Annotated in this window: 13 protein-coding genes; 5 read left to right on the top strand and 8 right to left on the bottom strand. The window is 62.9% G+C overall.

What is annotated here, in order from left to right:
- Nucleotides 1-132 precede the first annotated feature (132 nt).
- From repA to AC13QO_RS16395, 4 genes are all read left to right on the top strand, one after another.
- The gene (repA, locus tag AC13QO_RS16410; protein ID WP_085781242.1) at nucleotides 133-1,329 is read left to right on the top strand and encodes a plasmid partitioning protein RepA; all 1,197 of its coding nucleotides are present in this window, start codon (nucleotides 133-135) and stop codon (nucleotides 1,327-1,329) included.
- Nucleotides 1,326-2,321 (top strand): plasmid partitioning protein RepB, encoded by a 996-nt coding sequence (repB, locus tag AC13QO_RS16405; RefSeq protein ID WP_488541252.1) that lies wholly within the window; start codon nucleotides 1,326-1,328, stop codon nucleotides 2,319-2,321. Before repA ends, repB begins: the two co-directional genes overlap by 4 nt.
- A 154-nt stretch (nucleotides 2,322-2,475) precedes the next feature.
- The gene (repC, locus tag AC13QO_RS16400; protein WP_488541251.1) at nucleotides 2,476-3,690 is read left to right on the top strand and encodes a plasmid replication protein RepC; all 1,215 of its coding nucleotides are present in this window, start codon (nucleotides 2,476-2,478) and stop codon (nucleotides 3,688-3,690) included.
- A gap of 169 nt (nucleotides 3,691-3,859) precedes the next feature.
- Nucleotides 3,860-4,993 carry an RHE_PE00001 family protein gene (locus AC13QO_RS16395; protein WP_488541250.1) on the top strand — a complete coding sequence of 378 codons (1,134 nt, stop codon included), beginning with the start codon at nucleotides 3,860-3,862 and terminating at the stop codon, nucleotides 4,991-4,993.
- A gap of 122 nt (nucleotides 4,994-5,115) precedes the next feature.
- Here the strand turns inward: AC13QO_RS16395 and AC13QO_RS16390 are convergent, their stop codons facing one another.
- Genes AC13QO_RS16390 through AC13QO_RS16380 form a run of 3 tightly spaced genes read right to left on the bottom strand, consistent with a single transcriptional unit; the run spans nucleotide 5,116 to nucleotide 7,140 of the window.
- A complete protein-coding gene (locus AC13QO_RS16390; RefSeq protein ID WP_488541249.1) occupies nucleotides 5,116-5,826 on the bottom strand; it encodes a Bax inhibitor-1/YccA family protein in 711 nt (236 codons plus the stop codon).
- A 20-nt stretch (nucleotides 5,827-5,846) separates the two neighbouring features.
- The gene (locus AC13QO_RS16385) at nucleotides 5,847-6,614 is read right to left on the bottom strand and encodes an anti-sigma factor family protein (protein ID WP_488541248.1); all 768 of its coding nucleotides are present in this window, start codon (nucleotides 6,612-6,614) and stop codon (nucleotides 5,847-5,849) included.
- Nucleotides 6,601-7,140: a sigma-70 family RNA polymerase sigma factor gene (locus AC13QO_RS16380; protein ID WP_085780616.1), complete on the bottom strand. Its 540-nt coding sequence runs from the start codon at nucleotides 7,138-7,140 to the stop codon at nucleotides 6,601-6,603. Before AC13QO_RS16380 ends, AC13QO_RS16385 begins: the two co-directional genes overlap by 14 nt.
- A gap of 156 nt (nucleotides 7,141-7,296) precedes the next feature.
- Between AC13QO_RS16380 and AC13QO_RS16375 the strand changes: the two genes are divergently transcribed.
- The gene (locus AC13QO_RS16375) at nucleotides 7,297-7,581 is read left to right on the top strand and encodes a hypothetical protein (RefSeq protein WP_221138897.1); all 285 of its coding nucleotides are present in this window, start codon (nucleotides 7,297-7,299) and stop codon (nucleotides 7,579-7,581) included.
- Between the two features lie 24 nt (nucleotides 7,582-7,605).
- Here AC13QO_RS16375 and cueR read toward each other — a convergent pair whose 3' ends face one another.
- The 5 genes from cueR to AC13QO_RS16350 all read right to left on the bottom strand — a co-directional run bounded on the left by cueR (nucleotide 7,606) and on the right by AC13QO_RS16350 (nucleotide 20,908).
- Nucleotides 7,606-7,995 (bottom strand): Cu(I)-responsive transcriptional regulator, encoded by a 390-nt coding sequence (gene cueR / locus AC13QO_RS16370; RefSeq protein ID WP_085780618.1) that lies wholly within the window; start codon nucleotides 7,993-7,995, stop codon nucleotides 7,606-7,608.
- Nucleotides 7,996-8,004: 9 nt separating this feature from the next.
- Nucleotides 8,005-10,530 carry a heavy metal translocating P-type ATPase gene (locus AC13QO_RS16365; protein WP_488541247.1) on the bottom strand — a complete coding sequence of 842 codons (2,526 nt, stop codon included), beginning with the start codon at nucleotides 10,528-10,530 and terminating at the stop codon, nucleotides 8,005-8,007.
- A gap of 158 nt (nucleotides 10,531-10,688) precedes the next feature.
- On the bottom strand, nucleotides 10,689-13,298 hold the full coding sequence (gene treY / locus AC13QO_RS16360) for a malto-oligosyltrehalose synthase (protein WP_488541246.1): 2,610 nt from the start codon (nucleotides 13,296-13,298) through the stop codon (nucleotides 10,689-10,691).
- Between the two features lie 60 nt (nucleotides 13,299-13,358).
- Nucleotides 13,359-15,440 carry a penicillin-binding protein 1C gene (pbpC, locus tag AC13QO_RS16355; RefSeq protein ID WP_488541245.1) on the bottom strand — a complete coding sequence of 694 codons (2,082 nt, stop codon included), beginning with the start codon at nucleotides 15,438-15,440 and terminating at the stop codon, nucleotides 13,359-13,361.
- On the bottom strand, nucleotides 15,437-20,908 hold the full coding sequence (locus tag AC13QO_RS16350; RefSeq protein ID WP_488541244.1) for an MG2 domain-containing protein: 5,472 nt from the start codon (nucleotides 20,906-20,908) through the stop codon (nucleotides 15,437-15,439). The genes pbpC and AC13QO_RS16350 overlap by 4 nt, the downstream gene beginning before the upstream one ends.
- Nucleotides 20,909-21,071 lie beyond the last annotated feature (163 nt).

Genomic DNA, 21,071 nt, shown 5'->3' with positions numbered 1-21,071 from the left:
GTTGGCCGCGGCCAACCGAGCCTGTGGACGCGCCGGAGCCCTATTCTTGCTGCAAATGCCGAATCGTGTCACTTTCGATACGCTTTTTGACGCTATGTTGACAGAAAAGCGCATCGAAAAGGATTGGGTGTTTTGGACAACATTAGCGTATCGACGACGGACGTGCGGATCGAGCGGCATGCGAACCAGCTTTCGCGCCAACTGAAGCTTCTCCGCGACAAGCTGTTTCCGCCGCTTGCGCAGAAGACGCTGCGCACATTTTCTTCCGGCGAAGCCGCCCAGATGATCGGCGTTTCCGATGGTTATCTTCGCCAGCTTTCGCTGGATGGCAAGGGGCCGCAGCCGGAGCTTTCCTCAAATGGTCGACGCTCCTATACGCTCGGGCAGATCAATGAATTGCGCCACTACATGGCGAACCTCAAGCCGAAGGACGCGCTGAGTTATCTCCCGTGGCGTCGCCCCGGCGAAAAGCTGCAGACGGTCGCCGTCACCAATTTCAAGGGTGGTTCGGCCAAGACGACGACGACACTCTATCTGGCGCAATATCTGGCGCTGGAGGGCTACCGGGTACTGGCGATCGATCTCGACCCGCAGGCCTCGCTCTCCTCCATGCTGGGCGTTCAGCCGGAATTCGATCTTTCCGACGGCGATACACTTTATGGGGCCATTCGCTACGATGCGGCTCGTAAGCCGCTGAAGGAGATCGTCCGCAAGACCTATTTCGACGGACTCGATCTGGTGCCCGGCAATCTCGAACTGATGGAGTTCGAGCATGAGACGCCGCGGGCGCTCAATGATCGCCAGAAGCCGGCCGAGCTGTTTTTCCGCCGCGTCGGCGTCGCGATTGCCGAGGTCGAGGCCGATTACGACGTGGTGGTGATCGACTGCCCGCCGCAGCTCGGCTACCTCACCCTCGGTGCCGTTTGCGCTGCCACGTCGCTGCTCATCACCATCCATCCGCAGATGGTCGATGTCGCCTCCATGTCGCAGTTCCTGTTGATGACCTCGGATCTTCTCTCTGTGGTTCGCAGGGCCGGCGGCGACCTGCAGCACGACTTCATCAAATATGTCGTCACCCGCCACGAACCCTTTGATGCGCCGCAGTCGCAGATCGTCGCGCTGCTGCGCAGCCTCTTCGGTGACGACGTGCTGACGGCAACCATCCTCAAATCGACAGCAATCGCAGATGCCGGGCTGACGAAGCAGACGCTTTACGAAATTGAGAAGGGGCAGGTGCGCCGCTCGACGTATGACCGGGCGCTGGAATCAGTCAACGCTGCCAATGGCGAGGTTCTTGCCGGCATTCACAAAGCCTGGGGCCGCACATGAGTAGACGCGATCGCCTAAAAGGTCTTTTCGACGATACGGCGCAGGAGTTGGCCGCGGCCAACTACGAGGAGCCGTCTTCGCGCGGATCGGCCGGGCCGGTGCGGACAATGGCGCTGACCCTCGGCCGCATGGAGGAAGAGAGCAGGGCGATGCAGGAAGCTTTGCTCTCCGGCGAGCGCATCGTAGAACTCGATCCCGATCTGATCGATTCTTCCTTCGTCCGCGACCGCCTTGCCGACCAGCCGCTCGATCTTGAGGACGAGCTGGTGCAGTCGATTGCCGACAATGGCCAGGAAGTGCCGATCCTTGTTCGGCGACATCCCGAAGTCGGCGAGCGTTACCAGATCGCCTACGGCCATCGCCGGCTGCAGGCCGTCAAGCTGCTCGGACGCAAGGTGCAGGCGATCGTCCGTCAGCTCGACGACACCGATGTCGTTATTGCGCAGGGCATCGAGAATTCTGCGCGCCGGAACCTTTCCTATATCGAACGCGCCGTCTTCGCTCTCAATCTCGAGCTCAAGGGTTTTGAGCGTCCTGTCATCATGAAGGCGCTGTCTACAGACAAGACGGAGCTATCGAAGCTGTTGTCGGTCGCCAAGGCCATTCCGGCCGAAATCATCAGGTCGGTGGGGGCCGCGTCCGGTATCGGACGACGCAAGTGGATGGCGCTTGCCCAAGACTGGAATGGGACGGCGGCGCCGCGGCTTGCGAAGCTTATCGCCTCGGATGGGTTCAGGGCGGAGGAGAGCGACCGCCGATTCGAGCTTCTGGTCGCCGAACTCGCCAGGAAAGAGGCGAAGCCGGAGCCCTCCGAATATGACTGGAAGCCGAAGAACGGCGGCAAGATTGCCGGCCGAATCAGACGCGCCGGCAATTCCTTCACAATCGCGTTGAAAACAGGCGATGCGCCGGATTTCGGCGCTTACATTTCACGCCGTCTCGATGAGCTTTACGAAGCCTATCAGGCCGGCAAGTTGCAAGCAGGAGAGTAGGCCGCAAAAGAAAAAAGCCTCCGAACGTTGCCGTCGCGGAAGCCTTTCTCATATCTGGACAATCTGAGAATCGCACTTCCTCGAATCAGTGTCAAGCATCTTCGGCATCCTTTTGGATGGTAGATTTCTTTTGCCTTGAAAAAAGGTGAGGGACATGGAGCCTCAATATGTATCGACGCCCTTCGGGCGGCGATCGATGACGCTTGGCATGCTGGCAAGTCAGGAAAGCGCCAGCAGGATCGATGCGGACGCATCGGTCGACAAATGGAAGATCTTTCGCGCGCTCTGCGAAGCAAAGAGCATGATCGGCGTGTCCGACCGTGCGCTTGCCGTTCTCAACGCGCTGTTGACCTTCTATCCGAAGAACGAGATTGCCGAGGCCAACGGTTTCGTCGTCTTTCCGTCGAATGAGCAGTTGTCGCTGCGCACCCATGGCATGGCCGGAACGACGCTGCGGCGAAATCTGGCGATGCTGGTGGAGGCAGGCCTGATCATCCGGCGCGACAGTCCGAACGGAAAACGTTTTGCCCGCCGCAACGGCGAGGGCGGGCTTGGGGAAGCCTTCGGCTTCAGCCTGGCGCCACTCCTCGTGCGCGCTCGCGAGATCGAAGCCCAGGCAGCGCAGGTGCTTGCCGACAAGCTTGAATGGAAGCGTCTGAGGGAGCGGCTGAGCCTTTGCCGGCGTGATATCGCCAAGCTCATCGAGATCGCGCTGGAAGAGGAAATTGCCGGCGAATGGATCGAGATGCAGCAGCATTTCAATCACCTCTCGGCAAGCCTGCCGCGCCGGCCATCGACCGCGGAGATCCGGAGTCTGCTGACCGATCTCGAAGGCTTCCGCGAACTGATCGTCAAGACGCTGGAATCGAAGACAAAAGCAAAAGAAACAGACGCCAATGACAGCCAAAACGGTCGGCACATACATAATTCAAACCCACACCCCATCTCTGAACTTGAACCAAGCTTCGAAACGAAGCAGGGCGCAAAGCCGGAGGAAGAAGCGCGGCCGTGGCGGGAGCCACCGAAATCCTTCCCCCTTGCCATGGTGCTGCAGGCTTGCCCCGAGATTGTTGCCTATGGGCCGGGTGGCGGGATCGGCAGCTGGCGGGATTTGATGGTCGCCGCCGTCGTCGTCCGTTCCACTCTCGGCGTCAGTCCCAGCGCCTACCAGCAGGCCTGCGATGTTATGGGGCCGGAAAATGCTGCCACGGTAATCGCCTGCATTCTCGAACGCGGCGGCCATATCAATTCGGCGGGCGGCTATCTGCGTGATCTGACGCGGCGGGCGGAGCGCGGTGAATTCTCGCTCGGTCCGATGCTGATGGCGTTGATGCGGGCCAATGGTCCGATGGCGAGAAAAACCGGATGAACGCCCCAAAAGCTTCGCGTCAGTTGCAGAGGTTAAAGGGATTGTGGATCGGCGATCTTCTTCGCTTCCTTCCCCGCGCTCTTGTTGAAACAAACCGTTAACCATGTCATAGATGGCGGAAGGAAATGGCTATTTTGCTTCCATTTGTGAAAAACCATAAAGCTTAACAATGCGCTATGATATCGACGGTGTAATGCTCCAAACCCTGCTTCCATTGCTTGCCGCGGCGGAGGATGCGGTGGCGCGACTGGACGAGCGGGTGTTGCGTTCGTCGGTTGGTGTGGGATTTGCTGAACGCAGTCACTTTTTCGATGCTGCAGGTGCGTTATGGATTGCCGGCGAGCTCGTTCATGTCGAGGATCTCGTTCTGCACGACGCGCATATGGATAGCCGCGCTCCTAGCCACGAGCTGACGATCGCCCATTCGGTGCTGCGGACGCGTCGGCGCATATGGACCGGCGAACCGTCCTGGGCTCTCGGCGCCTCGGGGCTGGCAACGCTGACAGCGACCACAGGGGAAGGGGAGGGCCTCACTCAGGAAGCCAAGAGCCGTGCGGCTTCGGTCGAGGCCGACGATGAGGGCGAGGATGAAGACGCGCCGCTCGCCGCCGAAATGGCCGAGATCGATGCCATTCTTGCCCGCTCGCAGAAGCTCATCGACATCCATACGGGCAAAGCGCCGCCCGGCGAGGCGGCCGCAATATCGCCGGCCAAGCGCAACGATGACCCTCTCGGCCTGCTTGGCGACGAGGAATGGGATGAGGAGCAGCGGCTTTCGGAGTGGCGGTGTGTGCTGCCCCTGGCCGACAACCTACCGCCGGTTCTAGGCGCCGTGATCCTGTTCGAAGCCTGGGACAGGATCGAGCCGTTGCGGCGTCAGCATTGGCTCGGCGGGCTTCTGGTCGAAAGCTACCTGCGCGCCCGCGGCAAGGTCGCTTCGCATCTCTTTTCCTTTTACGGCGGGCTGAAATTGGTGCGCCACGAGCGGCGTCGGGCCCGTGACCGGGTGACGCGGCTGCAAGCTTTTCTCGAAGCGATGCAGCTGGCTGCGGCGGCCGGCCTCAAGGAAATCGACCGGTTATCGCTGGCCCGCACGCAAATGGAGCTGCGCTTTCGCGGCCGTCGCTCGAACAGCAGCCTGCCGGAGCTTGCCGATTTCATCCTGTCGCGGCCGATGGTGTCGGCAGCGATGATCGCCCGTCAGCTGCGCATCACGCCGCGCGGCGCGCTGAACCTCGTCAACGAGATCGGCATTCGTGAAATCACCGGCCGCGGCCGCTATCGCGCCTGGGGCATCATCTGAAATAAAAAACCGGCCGGGTGGACCTCCGGCCGTACCTTTGAGAGTGAGCGCCCGGTCTGCCATCCTGTCACAGATTGCAGACCGGACGCTCTTGCGCTTCCATTGCCCCCAGAAGCGCGGTCCTATTCCCGCTCGCCGGTGAAGTTGAGCAGAAGCTGGAAGATGTTGACGAAGTTCAGGTAGAGCGAGAGCGCACCGAAAACGGCAAGCTTCTGGTTCGATTCCTGATCGAAATTTTCCGAATATTGTTCCTTGATGTTCTGCGTGTCGTAGGCGGTCAGGCCGACGAAGACGACGATGCCGATCACCGAGATGGCAAACTGCAGCGCGCTCGAACCCAGGAAGATGTTGACGATGGCGGCGATGATGATGCCGAAGAGACCCATCATCAGGAACGAGCCCATCTTCGAGAGGTCACGCTTGGTGGTGTAGCCGTAAAGGCTGGTGGAGCCGAACATGGCCGCGGTGATGAAGAAGGTCTGGGCGATGCTCGTCTTGGTGAAGACCAGGAAGACGGAGGCAAGCGACAGACCCATCACGGCGCAGAAGGCCCAGAAGGTGATCTGAGCGGTGCTCGCCGACATCGTCTGGATGCGGAAGGAGAAGAAGAAGACGAAGGCGAGGGGCGCGAGCATCACCACCCACTTCAGCGGTGAGCCGAAGATCGGGACATAAAGCGCCGGCGTCGAGCCGACGATGAAGGCAACGATGCCGGTGATGACGAGGCCAAGGCCCATATAGTTGTAGACGCGCAGCATATGCTGACGCAGACCCTCGTCGAAAAGGGCCTGTGAGCCGGCGACGGCTCCATAGCGGGGATTGATCGGGTTCATGCTGATCTCCTCGGTTTGAACTAGTAGAGCGAGCGGGCGAGCCGTTCGGCCGCCTGATCGAGATTGAGGCCGCTATCGTCGGCGATCAGCGCATAGGCGACGTCGCCGATCTGCCAATAGGCGGCTTCTGCTTTTTCGAGTGCGAGATGGCTGACCGGCCGGACTTCGAAGGCTCCCGGCCGGACGGCGAAAAGCGACAGCCGTTTTCCATCGGCCACCGTGATCGCCATCTCGACGCTCGGTCCGAATTCGGACGGGAATATCTGCACGTCGGCGATCTTCCAGTCTTTCGGCAACTCAGGCATGACGATCGCGGTGGCGGCGCGGATGTCCTCGGCACTGTAGCTGGTCGGGGTCTGCGAAGGCATCGAGGCGCGAAGGGCCGCGGTCTGATAGGCGCGGACGGCATCCTCGACATAAGCAGGCGCCGGAACGGAAGCCGCCACCTCGGTCGCCGAAAAAGCGCCGAAGGAATTATGTGCCACCCAGCCGGCGGTGACCAGAATGCCGACGGCGGCGATGCGCTGCATGGAATGAAGGATACGGCCATAGGAAAGGCCGCGCTCCAGCCGGCGGGCGGCATCGCGGGTCTCAGGACGGCCGAGGGCATTTTCGCCGGCAAGCGCCAAGCGCAGCTCACCTTTCATGCTGAGATCGGCCATGACCTTGGCGGCAATCGCCGGATTCTCCGAGAGATAGGACTCGACCTGAATACGGCGCGCGACATCGAGCTCGCCATCGACATAGGCATCGAGATCGGCATCGATGATCGGATCAACTGCTTTCATTGCCGCTCCCTCCGATTAATTTGAGATGCGAAACGCGCGGCGTCTTCTCCTCGAATTCGCGCAGTTGCGCCCGGGCACGGGAGATGCGCGACATCAGGGTGCCGATCGGAATACCGAGCGCATTGGCGGCTTCCTGATAGGAAAGGTCTTCGATGGCAACGAGATGCAGCGCCTCGCGCTGTTCCTCCGGCAGGTCGAAGAAGGCGTCGCGCACCTGCTGCAGGCGCACCGCATGTTCCTGGCCGGCCGGCAGCGACTGCTCGCCTTCGACAGCCGCTTCGTCGTGGCGACGCGTCAGCGACCGGTTCCGGCGAAGACGATCGATATGGGCATTGTGCAGGATGGAAAGCAGCCAGGTGCGCAGATTGCCACCGCTTCGGAAGCTTTTTCTCTTCTCTAAGGCGCGCACCAGAGCATCATGCACCAGGTCCTCCGCCTCGTCCGAGTTGCGCACCAGGGCGCGCGCATAGCGCCGCAGCGCTGCAAGCTGTCCGATGACATCGAAGGGGCGGTCTTTGCGTTCCATGCTTGAGTATACGCAACCGCTGCGGATTTTATTCCCGGCGGCATAAAAAATGATGCGGGGAAATACCACCCGTCAGCGCAGGCCCTTAAATCGGCGATTGTTTATGACAATTACATGACAGATCATCACGCCGCTGATTTGCGGGGACGATATAGGATGAAGGAAAAGAAGCGGGTCTACGAAGCTCTCGTGGACGGCGCCATGGAAGGGCTGACGGGTGAGGCACTCTATGATTTCGTCAAGGCGCGATGCCCGAAAGCCACCAGCAAGAAGATCGTCAGAGCTTCGCTTCTCGCTCTGACCGATCCTCATCTCAAAGACCGCAATATTCTCGACGTGATTTACGCGCTTGCGATCAAGCACCGCCTCGATGAGGGCGTGTTTGACGACGGCGACGAGGACGAGCCCGCCGAGCCGGCGCCGTTCCAGACGGTCAGCTAGAGCCTTCCGGCTTTCCCAGGATGGTCAGCGACCCTCCGAGAGCTCTTCGAGAATCGGGCAATCCGGTCGGTCGTTGCCATGGCAGGCATGCACGAGGTGCTCGAGGGTGCGGCGAAGTTCCGTCAGCTCGCGGATCTTGCGGTCGATTTCTCCGAGTTTCGTCTCGGCAATGTCCCTGACATCGGCGCTCGCCCGGGCTTTGTCCTCATAAAGCGCCAGCAACTGCCGGCATTCCTCGACGGAAAAGCCGAGGCCGCGCGAACGCTGCAGGAAGCGCAGCTTGTGAACATCGGCCGCAGCATAGTCGCGATAGCCGTTTCCGCCCCTTTCGGGGCGGATCAGGCCAATATCCTCGTAGTAGCGGATGGTCTTCGAAGGCAGGCCGGACCGCTCAGATGCTTCGCCGATATTCATGGCCGTCTCCTATAATTTTGCAAAGCGCAGTCTCAGCGCATTAGCGATCACCGATACGGACGAGAGGCTCATCGCCGCCGCCGCGATCATCGGTGAGAGCAGCAAGCCGAAAACGGGATAGAGGATCCCGGCAGCGACCGGAACGCCGAGCGCGTTATAGCCGAAGGCGAAGCCGAGATTCTGGCGGATATTGCGCATCGTCGCCTCCGCCAGCCGCCGTGCCCTGACGATTCCATTGAGATCGCCTTTGACCAAGGTAATGCCTGCGCTTTCCATTGCAACATCGGCGCCGGTGCCCATGGCGATGCCGACATCGGCTGTCGCAAGAGCCGGGGCGTCGTTGACGCCGTCGCCTGCCATGGCGATCACCGCGCCCTTGGCGCGCAGTTCCTCGATCAGCGCTTTCTTGCCTTCCGGCAGCACGTCGGCGCGGACCTCGTCGATGCCGAGGCTTCTCGCGACCGCCCGCGCCGTGCGCTCGTTGTCGCCGGTCGCCATGATGATCTTCAGCCCGCTGTCGTGCAGCGCCTTGATGGCAGCTGATGTCGTCGGCTTGATCCGGTCGGCGACGGCGACGAGACCGGCGAGCTTGCCGTCGAGGGTCACGAACATCACCGTCTTGCCATCGCCGCGCAGGGCTTCGGTCTTCTCCGACAGCGCCGACGGATCGACGCCGAGATCGGTGAGCAGCGCCGCATTGCCGAGTGCCACCTTTGTACTGTCGGCTATGCCTTGGACCCCCTTGCCGGTCTTCGCCTCGAACCCGCTCACCTCCACGAAGGCGGCACCGCGCTCTTCGGCGCCGGCAACGATCGCCTCGGCCAGCGGATGCTCCGAGCCGCGCTCAAGGCTTGCGGCCAGCGACAGCAGCCGGTTCGCCTCGACGCCGCCTGCGGCGACGATGTCGGTAAGCACGGGCTTGCCTTCGGTCAGCGTGCCGGTCTTGTCGACAATCAGCGTGTCGACTTTGGAAAAGCGCTCCAGCGCTTCGGCGTCCTTGATCAGCACGCCTTCGCCAGCGCCGCGCCCGGTTGCGATCATGATCGACATCGGCGTCGCAAGGCCGAGCGCACAGGGGCAGGCGATGATCAGAACGGCGACGGCGGCAAGCAGCGCGTTTGCCAGGCTCGGCTCCGGCCCGATCGCTGCCCAGACGACGAAGGCAAGCATGGCGACGGCGACGACGGCGGGCACGAAGAAGGCCGACACCCGGTCGACCGCGCCCTGAATCGGCGCCCGCGAACGCTGCGCCTTCGAGACCATGTCGACGATACGAGACAGCACCGTGTCTGCGCCGACTTTCTCGGCCGACATGACGAGAGAGCCGTTCTTGTTGATCGTGCCGCCGGTCAGCCCGTCGCCCGTCGTCTTCTCGACGGGCAGGGGCTCGCCCGATATCATCGATTCGTCGACCGTCGACTGGCCCTCCAGGACGGAACCGTCCACCGGTACGCGCTCGCCCGGGCGCACGCGCAGCCGGTCGCCGGTCCGGATCTCCTCTACCGGCACGTCACTCTCACTGCCATCGGCATCAATGCGCCGCGCCCTCTTCGGCGCGAGGTCGAGCAGCGCGCGGATCGCCGAGCCGGTCCGCTCGCGTGCCTTCAATTCCAGCACCTGGCCGACGAAGACCAGGGCGACGATGACGGCGGCCGCCTCGAAATAGACAGGCACGGTGGCGCCATGGCCGCGAAAGCTCATCGGGAAAATTCCGGGGACAAGTGTGGCGATGACGCTGTAGACATAGGCGGTGCCGACGCCGAGGCCGATCAGCGTCCACATGTTCGGGCTGCGATTGACGAGAGAGGCCCATGCGCGGCGGAAAAAGGGCAGGGCGGCCCACAGCACGACCGGCGTTGCGAGGGCTAGCTCAATATAGGTTGCCCGTGGCTCGCCGATCGCCTCGCGAAGCGGCAGGCCGAGCATCGGCCCCATGCCGAGCGCCAGCAGCGGCAGGGCAAGGCCGGCGCTGACCCAAAGCCGCCTGATGAAGTCGACAAGCTCCGGGCTAGGTCCTTCATCGGCCGGAGGAATGCCCATCGGCTCCAGCGCCATGCCGCATTTCGTGCAATCGCCGGGCCGGTCGCTGACGACTTCCGGATGCATCGGGCAGGTATAGAGCGTACCCTTCGGCGCCGGCTTTGCCGCCGGACGGGCGCCGTCGCGATAGGCCGACGGACCGGCCTCGAATTTGGTTTGGCAAGCGGCCGAGCAGAAGTAGAATTTCTCGCCCTCGAATTTGACGAAGTATTTTGCCGTCGAACGATCAACGGTCATGCCGCAGACGGGATCCTTCGCCGTCAGATAATCCTGCGGCTGAGCCGCAAACTTCGTCCGGCAACTCTCGGAGCAGAAATGATAGACACGACCCATGTGGTCGAACGAGGGTTTGCCGGCTTGCGGATCGACCGTCATGCCGCAGACGGGATCGCGGATGACCACTTCGGTCGCCTTCTCCTGATGATCATGGCCGCAATGGCAGTGACCGTCGCCGTGGCTGTGGTGATGGTGGTCGTGTTCGTGCTTGGTATCCATGACTATCTCCTATGCCCGAAGGGCAGTTGGAGAGGCTTATCCACCTTCCAGCAACTGGAAGGTCAAGCACCAAATTTAACGATGTCGATTTATCGAAAACTGCCGCTTCGCGTGTCGCTGTGGTGGCATTGCCGGATTTCTCAGGTCCCGCCCGATCCTCAAATCGGGCTGATCAGACCGAGCGGCTGGCTCCCGAGCAGTGCGGCCACCGAAATGCTGCCTCCCGGCTCGATCGTTTTTCCGGTCACGAGATCCGCCTTCAACCCATGAAGAGGGGAGGGGACCGCGATCGCCGTATCTTCCCAGAACTCCGGGCCGGCAAAAAGCGCGCCGGGATCGAGCCAGCCGAACATCAGCCGCGGGGCGACGGTGATCGCGAATTCGCTGTTGTGCACGCGGGCAAAGGCCAGCACGTGATCACGGCGGCTGCCGGTCGTCTTCAACGGCAGATAGTCACCCCGGGCAAAGAGAACCGGGTGCCGCTGGCGCAGCTGCAGGCCGATTGCGATGATGCGCTGCTTCAAGGCCGCCGCCTGAAGCTTGGCGATCGGTCCGGCTTCATCAAGCCAGGCGGCCAGCTGTGCATGATCGACCGGCCGGCGATTATCGGGATCGACAAGACTGAAATCGAAGCCTTCCGCGCCTTGGTAAATGTCGGGAATTCCCGGCGCGGTCAGCTTGAGCAGCGTCTGCGAAAGGCTGTTCACGTACCCCGCCGCAATGAAGGGCTGCAGCACTCTTTCGAAATCTTCCATAAAGGCGTCATTGTCCGGCGACACCAGCGCCGCCGCATAGGCTGTGATCGCCTCCTCGTAAGCGTTATCCTGTTCGGTCCAGTCGCTGCGCAATTTTGCCTCGCGCACCGCCTTGACCGCGTAGTCGGTGAAGCGCGCGCGAAGGTCTTCCCTTTGTGCTCTGTCGAATTCCTCTGGCCAGACGCCGGCGAGCGCCTGATACAGCATCCATTCGGTGTTCGTCTCCGGCGCTGCACCATCCGGCAGATGCTTCAGCCACGGCCGGTTCATGTCGCGCCACCGCCCTACCGCCTGAGCAAAAACATCCGCACCCTCGCTCAAGACATAGAGCCGCGCGCGTGCATCCTCGCCGCGTTTGGTGTCGTGAGTGGAGCTTGCCGAAAGCCCGTGCGGCTGCAGCCGCGCCCGCTCGGCCATGCGACGATGGAATCCTTCCGGCCCCTCGGGTGCCTTTCCGGGTTCGCCGCCGACCTCGTTTGCGGCAAGCAGCCTGTTATAGCGGTAGAACAGCGTATCCTCTGTCGCCTTCGCCATGACAGGCCCGCTCAGCTGCTGGAAGCGGATCCGGAATTCGTGGGCTGCGTCACCGTCAATCTTGCCTTCGAGAAGCTTCAGCACGTGATCGAGCGCGCGCCGGTCGTCGAGACGCGGCATGACCTGCGATGCGGTCGCGGCAAGGACGGCCGAATCCTGCCAGCTCAGCGGACCGCCGTCGCCATAGGTGCGGTAGACGGGGAATGCGATCAGCAGCTCGCGCACGGCGGTGGCGATTTCTTCCCGGTTTATCTCGGGAAAGATCCCCGCTGCCATCGCGACCAGCCGGCCGGTCTCGCCGGCAAAATTGCGCTCGACCATCTGTCGTTTGGCTAGCCGCCGGCCCTCCTCGAGATCGCCCGCCTCGCCGGCGAGGCCGCGATAGGCACCGTCCAGTATCCGCAGGCCGTCGGCGTCGATGTAGAGCTCGCCGAGGGCGGCGATGAATTCATATCCGGTGGTGCCGGCAACCGGCCAGCTTTCCGGGAGGACCTCGCCCGCGCCGACGATCTTTTCGACGACGATGTAGGTGTCGGCCCCGACAGCTGCCCTCAGCCTGTCGAGATAGGCCTTGGGTTCGGCAAGCCCGTCAACATGGTCGATGCGCAGGCCCTGCACCTTGCCATGGCGCACGAGTTCGAGCACCAGCCGATGCATGTCCTCGAATACCTGGGGATCCTCGACGCGGGTCCCGACCAGTCCGGTCACCTCGAAGAAGCGACGGTAACTCAGATGCCGCGCCGCTTCCTTCCAATGCATTAACCGCCAATGCTGCTCGTCGTGCAGGCTTCTCACGAAATCGCGATCAGACGAGACATCCTCGAGTTTCTCCCGAAGGACTGCCTGATCGCCGCCCTCGAAGAGGATGTCGCGCAATGCGCGGTCGAAGTCCTCGCCTGACGTCACCGCCGCGGCCTCGGCCATTCGGGTTGCGACCGGATCATCGAGCCGATTTGCGATCGCGCCGTAGCTGCCGGGTTTGACCGGCAATAGCGTCTGAAAATATGCCAAGGCGAAGTTGCCGTGCATCTCGTCGCGCACGAGGCGCAGTTCGCCTGAAGCCAGCGCCTCTTCGAAATCCTGGCCGAGTTGCGGCAGGGTCAGCGGCTCGCCCCAGTCGATGTCGAAATGGCTGGCATAGGCGCTCTGCGGGCCGAAGGTCAGCACGTCCCGCCACCAGGCGTTGTCAGGCGAAGCGGCCATATGGTTCGGAACGATGTCGAGAACCAATCCCATGCCCGCCGAGGCGAGGCGCTCCGTCAGCCGATCGAACCCCGCGCGGCCGCCAAGCGCCGGATCGATCTCATTGGCGTCGATGACGTCATAGCCGTGAGTCGAGCCGCTGACGGCGGTGAAGATCGGTGAGGCATAGAGATGGCTGATGCCGAGCGTCTTGAGATAGGGAACGAGGTCGCAGGCACGATCAAAAGTCATGCCGTTGCGGAACTGTATCCGGTAGGTCGCTGTCGGAAGAGTCATGAGGCCGTCTGACGTTGGAGGGAGACCTTTTCCAACGGTTGTCGGACTAATTTGGTTCCTTCAGTCGATGAAAACGCCGACACTTGCGGCGCGTCCGACTGAATCGATGACGGTCAGTTTCGAATAGCCGCCGCCGTCGGGCAGCCATTGCTGGGTGCGACGGCGCGAGAGATCGGGTAAGGGCTTGCCGTTGGCAAGCCAGCGGAAGGGCGCACGGCCGCCCTGCAGCTTCAACAGCAGCGGCGACAGATCGCCCCCCTTCGCGCCGAGATCGATATGGGCGCCCTCGGGCGGATAGACGATCAGCGGCGCTGGCTCGCGGCCGGAAGCGACGAGCAGGCCACTGGCATTCAGCGCAAAACGCCGCTGGCTGATCGGCAGCTCCGACTGAGCGATGCGCACGGCGCCTGCCGGCGGGCGGGGCAGGGGCGTGGTGGCGATGCCGGATTTGGCGAAAGCCTCGAACAGGATCGGCGCGGCGGTGCCATAGCCGGTCAGACCGGGCACGGCGCTGTTATCGGGCCGTCCGACCCAGACGCCGAGCACATACCGGCCGTCATAGCCGACCGACCAGGCGTCGCGATAGCCGTAGCTCGTCCCGGTTTTATAGGCGATGCCGCGCTGCGGCGCGCCGGCGGGGGGAATGACGCCGGAGAGGATATCGGCGACGTTCCAGACCGCGACCGGTTCCAGCAGCGGTTCGCCGTCGAGCTTGCCCGGTGTGCCGGTGACACCGTCGCCGAGCCGTGCCGGCTGGCCGCGGTTGGCGAGCGCCGTGTAAAGCTGCACCAGATCCTTCAGCGTGATGCCGACGCCGCCAAGACCGATCGCCAGTCCGGGCGTCTCGTTCGGCGGCAGGACCGGGCGAACCTCGGCGCGACGGAAGCGCACCAGCAGCCGCGACGGCCCGACGGCGTCGAGCAGCTTGACGGCCGGCACGTTCAAGGAGAGCTGCAAGGCCTCGCGCACGGTGACATCGCCTTGGTAGCTCATGTCGAAATTGCGCGGCCGGTAGCCGAAGAAGTCGGCGGGCCGGTCTTCGATGATCGTCTCCTGGGAAACGAGGCCCTGCTCGAAGGCGAGCCCGTAGATGAAGGGCTTCAGCGTCGAGCCCGGCGAGCGGTTCACGCGGGTCATGTCGATCCAGCCGGAGCGGCTGGCATCGAAATAATCGGCCGAGCCGACCTCGCCGACGATCGCACCGGTCTGCGCATCCGCCATTACCATGGCGAGCGAAAGCTTCGGGCCGAGTTTCGTCGTCGCGGCGCGCGCGACGGATTCCAGCCCCTGCTGCACCTGCTTCTTCAGCGTCGTCCGATGCTTGAGGACCAGAGGCTCCTTGCGCAATGCGGCTTCGCCGACATGGGCGGCAAGGGCAGGCAGTTGCAGGCGCCGCGGCGGAATGGCGACAGCTTCGGCCCGTTCCGCCTCGCCATCGCCGACGGCTTCGGCCACTGCGACGCGGTCGAGCACGCGCTTGCGTGCCTCCTGCGCGGCATTGAGATTGCGGTCCGGCCGACGCCGTTCCGGCAATTGCGGCAGGGCGACGAGCAGCGCCGCCTCGGCCACTGTCAGGCGGCGCGGCTCCTTGCCGAAATAGGCAAGGCTTGCGGCGCGCACGCCCTCGAGGTTGCCGCCATAGGGCGCATGCGTCAGATAGAGGTCGAGGATCTCTTCCTTCGACAGCCGCCGTTCGATCTGCACGGCGCGTGCGAGCTGCAGAAGCTTTGCTGAAAACGAGCGTTCGGCGCGCGGCTCGATCAGCCGGGCCACCTGCATCGAAAGCGTCGAGGCGCCGGAGACGATGTGGCCGTTGCGGACGAACTGCAGGCTGGCGCGCCCGAGCGCCCAGATATCGATGCCGCGGTGATCGTAGAAACGCTGATCCTCATAGGCAACAAGCATGCGCAGAAATTGCGGATCGACGTCGGCGACCACAGTCTTCAGCCGCCAACGGCCCTCCGGCGTCGCGAAAGCGCGCAACAGCTGCCCATCGGCATCCAGCACCTCGGGTGAAACCACAGCCGCCTTGTCGAGCGGCGGCGGAAAGGCGCGGTCGGCGGCGTCGAGCACGAGGAGAGCCCCGCCGGCAAGAAGGATGCCGGCGGCGGAGCCGATCGCGAGCTTGTGCCACAGCCTCATTTTTGCGCTGCTACGACCTCCATCTTGCCGGTCGCCGTGCGGGCCGAAAGCTCCGGCCGGTACATGTCCTCGACGCTTGCCGCCGGATGGTCGTAGGTGCCGGGGGTGACGGCGCGCACGACATAGGCGACGTTGAATTCACGCTCGTCGCCCGGCGCGCGGTTGAAGGCGGCGACAAAGCGGTCATAACGGAACTCGGTATGGGCGGCTGATATTTCGCCGATCCAGTCGAAATTCGTCATCTGGGCGCTGTCGACGAGATTCGGATTGTCGATCTCGAAGCCGGCCGGCAGAAGGTCGGTGATAACGATGCGCGATTGCCAGTCATTGGTCTCGCGCACGTGGATTACGACCACGTAGCGCTCGTTCTGCTTCGCCTCGCTGATATTGGCCCCCTCGCCGTCGAGCGTGTAATAGCTGCGCTCGATGAGGAAGCCGTCGCCGCCGGCCGGCAGCGGCACGGTGGGGGCGGCGACTGTGGTGACGACAGCGGAGACGGAGTCGTTCGTCTGGTTGGTCAGCGTCAGCGGATGATCGGCGAGCGCATCGCCGGTCATGCGTGCCATATAGGCGCCGCTGTGGGCGGCGCCATTGACATCGATCTTCAGACCGTCATCACCGCCCTGGAGGGCGCGCGCGGCAAGCAGCATCGAGGCCTCTTCCTGGGTGCTCTTATATTTGCTGCGGCCCCATTCCTTGGCAACGGCCTTGGCGAGATCCGGGATGACAGGCGGTACCGGCCGGCTTTCGGCGGCGAGCGCCAGGATCGCCGCGCCGTCGCGCAGGATCGTGCCGTAATCGGTGCGCGACAGGTTGACGCGCGACACCATCGATTGCTGCGACATCTGCAGCGCGTCGATGAAAATGTTCTTCGAACGCTGGGCGTCGCCATAAAGCGCCAGTGCGGCGGCGATATGCGCCTTGGCAAGCGGCGTCGGGAAGTCGTTGATCATCGTATCGGCGTAATAACGCAGATCGCTGATCGCGGCCTTCTTGTTGCGGGCAAGCACGTAGATGGCATAGGCGATCTGGTCGCCCTGGCCCTTGATGTCGGTGGTGTAGGAAAGCGTGTTCTGCAGGTTTTCGAGCGCCTGCACAAAGGCCTTTTCCGGCACGTCATATTTCATTTCGCGGGCCCGCGTCAGGAAATCGGTGACGTAGGAATCGAGCCAGACGTCGCCGGAATCCGGACCCCAGAGGCCGAAGCTGCCGGCCGAGGCCTGGTAGGAGAGCACGCGATAGATTGCGTCCTGCACTCTGCTGTGAACGTCGTCATCATTTTCGATGCCGGCCTGTTTCGCCACTTCGGCGAAGTAGAGCAGCGGCAGCGCCCGGCTGGTGGTCTGCTCGGCGCAGCCGAAAGGGTAGCGGTCGAGCGTCATCAGCAGCGCCGGAATGTCGAAGGCCGCCGAACGGGTGACGTTGACGCTGATCGAGGCGCCGGGCAGCACGCTGTCGGCCAACAGGTTCTTGTCCACCGTCAGCTTGGCGCCCGGCTTCAGCGCCAGCACCCTGCGTTGGGTGATCGGCAGGGATGAGGGGCGCACCGGCACGTCGATGACCTGGTCGAGTGAAAGGCCGGAGGCGTCCGAAAGGTTGATCGAGACGCTGCCGGCGCCCGGCTGATTGCCGATGAGCGAAAGCGTCAGTTCGGATTTCCCCCCGGCTTCGAGGCGGATCGTCTGCGCGGCGGATGCTGCTTCGATGCCGACTGCGTCGTTGCCGGTCAGCTGCAGCTTGTAGTCGCCGGCCGGCGCATCGGTATTAGCGATGTCGAGGCGCAGATTGGCCTTGTCGCCGGGAGCGAGGAATTTCGGCAGGCTCGCCGTCACCACCACGGGATCGCGGATGATGACGTCCTTGACGCCGTGGCCGACGCCAGTCTTCGACCAGGCGACTGCCATGACGCGCGCCGTGCCGTTGAACTGCGGAATGTCGAAGGAGACCTTCGCCTTGCCCTCGGAGTCGAGCTTGACCGGGCCGGAGAAGAAGGCGACGAGCTTCTGCGTCGGCGGGCTTGCCTGCAGCGCAATGGCGCCACCGTCGCCGCCGCTCCTGAGCTTGCCGGTCGCGCCCAGCGAGCCGTCGATCAGCCTGCCATAGAGGTCGCGGATCTCGAGACCGAGCTGACGCTGGCCGAAGTACCAGTCTTCTGGGTTCGGCGGTTCATAACGCGTCAGGTTGAGAATGCCGACATCGACGGCGGCAACCGTCACATAGGCATCCTCGTTGGCGCCGGCGCTGGTTACCTGCAGGCCGATATCAAGCGGCCCGCGCGGCAGCATCTTTTCCGGCGTATCGATCTTTACCGCAAGTGCACGCTGTTCGGGATCGACCTTCAGCCATTTTATGCCGATCGAGCGCATCGGCATGTGGTTGTCCTGCGCGTCGCCTGGGCGAAAGAGCGTCGCCGTGACATAGGCGCCGGCGCCCCAGTCTGCCGTGACTGGGATGTCGATCTCGCCTCCGGTCTCGCCGATCGTGGCGTTCTCTACGGCCACGAGCTTTTCGGTTCCGGCCGTCACCATCAGTTCGCCGCCATAGCGCGACGTGATTTTCAGCTTGGCTGTTTCGCCGATCTTGTAGCTGTCCTTGTCGAGGGCGATTTCCAGGCCATCCGGCGTTTCGGTCGAGGTCGAGGCGACGAACCAGCCGGCGTCGAATTCGACGCTGGACGTAGGGCCGTCGGCATCAGGGCTTTCCACTTCGAGGCGGTAGCGGCCCCAGGTTACCGGCACGGAAATCTTGCCGCCATCCATCGTCGCGTCGACGCTGCCGTTGGAAACCTGCTCGGCGGTATAGACCGGCTCGTATTTCCAGGCCGTCCCTTCGCGGTACCATTGGTATTCGCGGTTGAGGCTGTAGAACTTCCAGCGCAGGTCCTTCATCTCCTGCTTCTGTCCGTTAGCATCGACTCCAATCACCGTGAAATTGGCGATGGAATTCTCGGGCAACTCGTCGGAAAATTCCGGCTTGATACCGATCGAGGCGCGCTCGTTCTTAACCGGAAGGACAAGCGAGCGCTCGATGGCACGCCCGCCTGCTTCCTGCATGCGTATATAGACGGTGGCGTTGAGCAGCTGCGTCGTTGCCGGCAGGTCGCCGACGGTGAGGTCCGTCGAAGCTTCGCCGTTTTCGTCGAGTTCCGGCAGTCCTTCGATCGGTAGACGCGAATCCTCGTTCGCCTCCTCGTCGGCAAGCCCGAAGAGGTAGCCCTTATAGGCGGCGCTCTCACGCGTGGGCTTGACGACGACGTCGCCCTCGAGCGTCAGGCCGACGGCCGGCGCGCCATAGAGATACTTGCCTGAGATGGTGATGTTCGCCGGCGTATCCGGGCCGATCTCCTTGGCTTCGGTCTTGATCTCCATGTCGGTGCGATCGGGCACGAAGTCGTCGACGAGGAAACTTTTGCTGGCGATCGCGCTGCCCTTCGGATCGGTGTAGATGTTCATCGTCCAAGTGCCGCGCATGGCGTTTGCCTGGGTGGTGAAATCGACGGAATAACCGCCGAGATTGCTGGTCTGGCTGACGATCCGGCGGTCTTCGACGCCATCAGGGCGGCTGAAGATGAAGGTCAGCGGCAGGTTCTCGATGGCGTTGCCGTCGGTGTCGCGGGCAAGCGCCTGAGCGTGGACCGTTTCGCCGGCGCGGTAGATGCCGCGTTCGGTAAAGGTCAAGACGTCGATCGCGCCCGGTGAGGCGCGGCCGGTGACGCCGCGGTCGGAGAGATCGAAGCCGGCGCGCGTCATGTCGAGGAAGACGTAGTCCGAGGCGCCGTTTTTCGCGGTGATGACGGCGGGTGTCAGGGCCGCCGTGCCGCGGATGAGGCCGGCAGTGAAGGTGGCGCGGCCGTTTTCGTCGGTGGTGGCGGTGCCGAGCACTTCATTGTTCTTGGCAAGCAGCTGCAATTCGACGCCCGATATCGGCTTGGCCGAGGCGAGCGAACGGGTAAAGACATTGAGCCCGTCGGTGCCGGCATAGGTGGTGACGCCGATGTCGGAGACGAGGAACCATTGCGTCGCCTGCGAATCCCACTCCTGCGTCGGTCCATTCGGCGCCGTCGCCGTCATCACGTAGATGCCGGGCTTGCGCTCGGGCAGCGCCTCGTCGACGGGGAAGCTGGTGATGATGTCCTTGTTGAGCTCGTTGGCGATGTCGATCGAACCCTGCCAGACGAGTTCGCCGCTTTGATCCTCGATATTCTGGGCGCTGTAGCCGTCGAGCTGGCTCAGGAACTGCGAGTTGGTCAAGAGCGGCGCGATGGCGCGATCGCCGATACGGTAGAGCTTGAGATTGGCGGAAGTCAGGTTGACCGAAACGATCGGGATGCCGCGGCGCGCCGTCGAGGGCAGCACGAAGCTGTCGCCGGTGAAGCGCACCATCTGGCTGCGGTCCTTGATATAGACGTCGATGGTAACAGGTGCATCGAGCGTCTCGTCGACCGACGACGGCAGGCCGTTGCGGAAGGCGATCTTGTAGGTCTGGCCGTGCGTCAGGCCCTCGACGCAGATCTGCTTATCCTTGGTTTCGACCGCCTTTGGCGCCTCGCCGTTCAGCGTCACGAAGGGCGTGTAGTCGGTGGTCTTGATCAGCGCCTCCGAGAAGGTGACGCAGGCCCGCGGCGTGGCGCTGTCGGCGTCGACCGTGTGTTCGGTGATGCGGAAGCCCTGCGTCGATTTCAACTGCAGGTAAGCCGCCTGCACATCCTCGGAGGCAACCAGCGCCAGACTCGCCTTGTAGGCGTTGAGCGCCGCGCGGTAATTTGCGTTTCGATCCAGGGCGTCGGCGAGGACGGCGAGCGCCTCCGCGCGCTTGGGCTTGGTGCGCGTCAGCTCGTAGCCGTTCAGCGCGTCGAGCACGGCCTGGCCTGATGTGTTGGTCTCGGCGCTACCGAGCGAAGCGGCGGCGCGGGCGGTTTCCAGCCAGAGATCGGCGTCGTCAGGGGTGATCGACAGCGCGCCATGGAAGGACTTCAGCGCGTCGGCCAGATTGTTGCCGGTGAGATCGATGCGGGCATTGGCCGTCAGGCTGTCGACGCCCTGGCCCTGCTGGTCGTCGGCAAGCGCGAGATTGTCCTTGAAGTCGTGAGCCTGCTGAATGAGGTCGTTGCTCAGGAAGGTCAGACGCGGCGCGGCGCCGAGATCCGGCTCCTGCTTGGCTGATGTCTCGACGATCTTGCCGGCGACGGCGCCGGGGAAGGCGTTCATCGTCTTGAAATCGGACTTCAGGAAGCACCATTTCACCTTGGGATTGTAGGTGAAGGCCTTGCAGCTCTTGTCGCCGATGCAGGAGGTCTTGCATTGATCGAGCGAGACGTTCTGTTCGGTGCGAAGATCGAAGCCGAAGAAATCGGCATCCTTGATCGTCTGGATGTCACGCTTGGTCTCCGCAGCGGCGGCTGGAAGACCGACGGCGATCGCGGAAAAAAATGCGATGGTGGCGAAAGCAAAGAACGAGCGCACGGACATAGGTTCCCCCCGGAATGCTGGCTCAGATCGGCGGCACTCTCCTCACTCCTCACGAGATTGTCAACTCAACTTGAGCGCTGTTTCGCCTTCAAGCACACGCTTTCATTTAGTTGTCACATCGGCGTGAGTGAACGTCTTGTGATTTGCCGCTTTTACAAGGATG

This window comes from Rhizobium sp. CNPSo 3670, from assembly GCF_057784555.1.
Note: the sequence above shows the minus strand (reverse complement) of the source record. Positions and strands in the feature narration are given on the sequence as shown.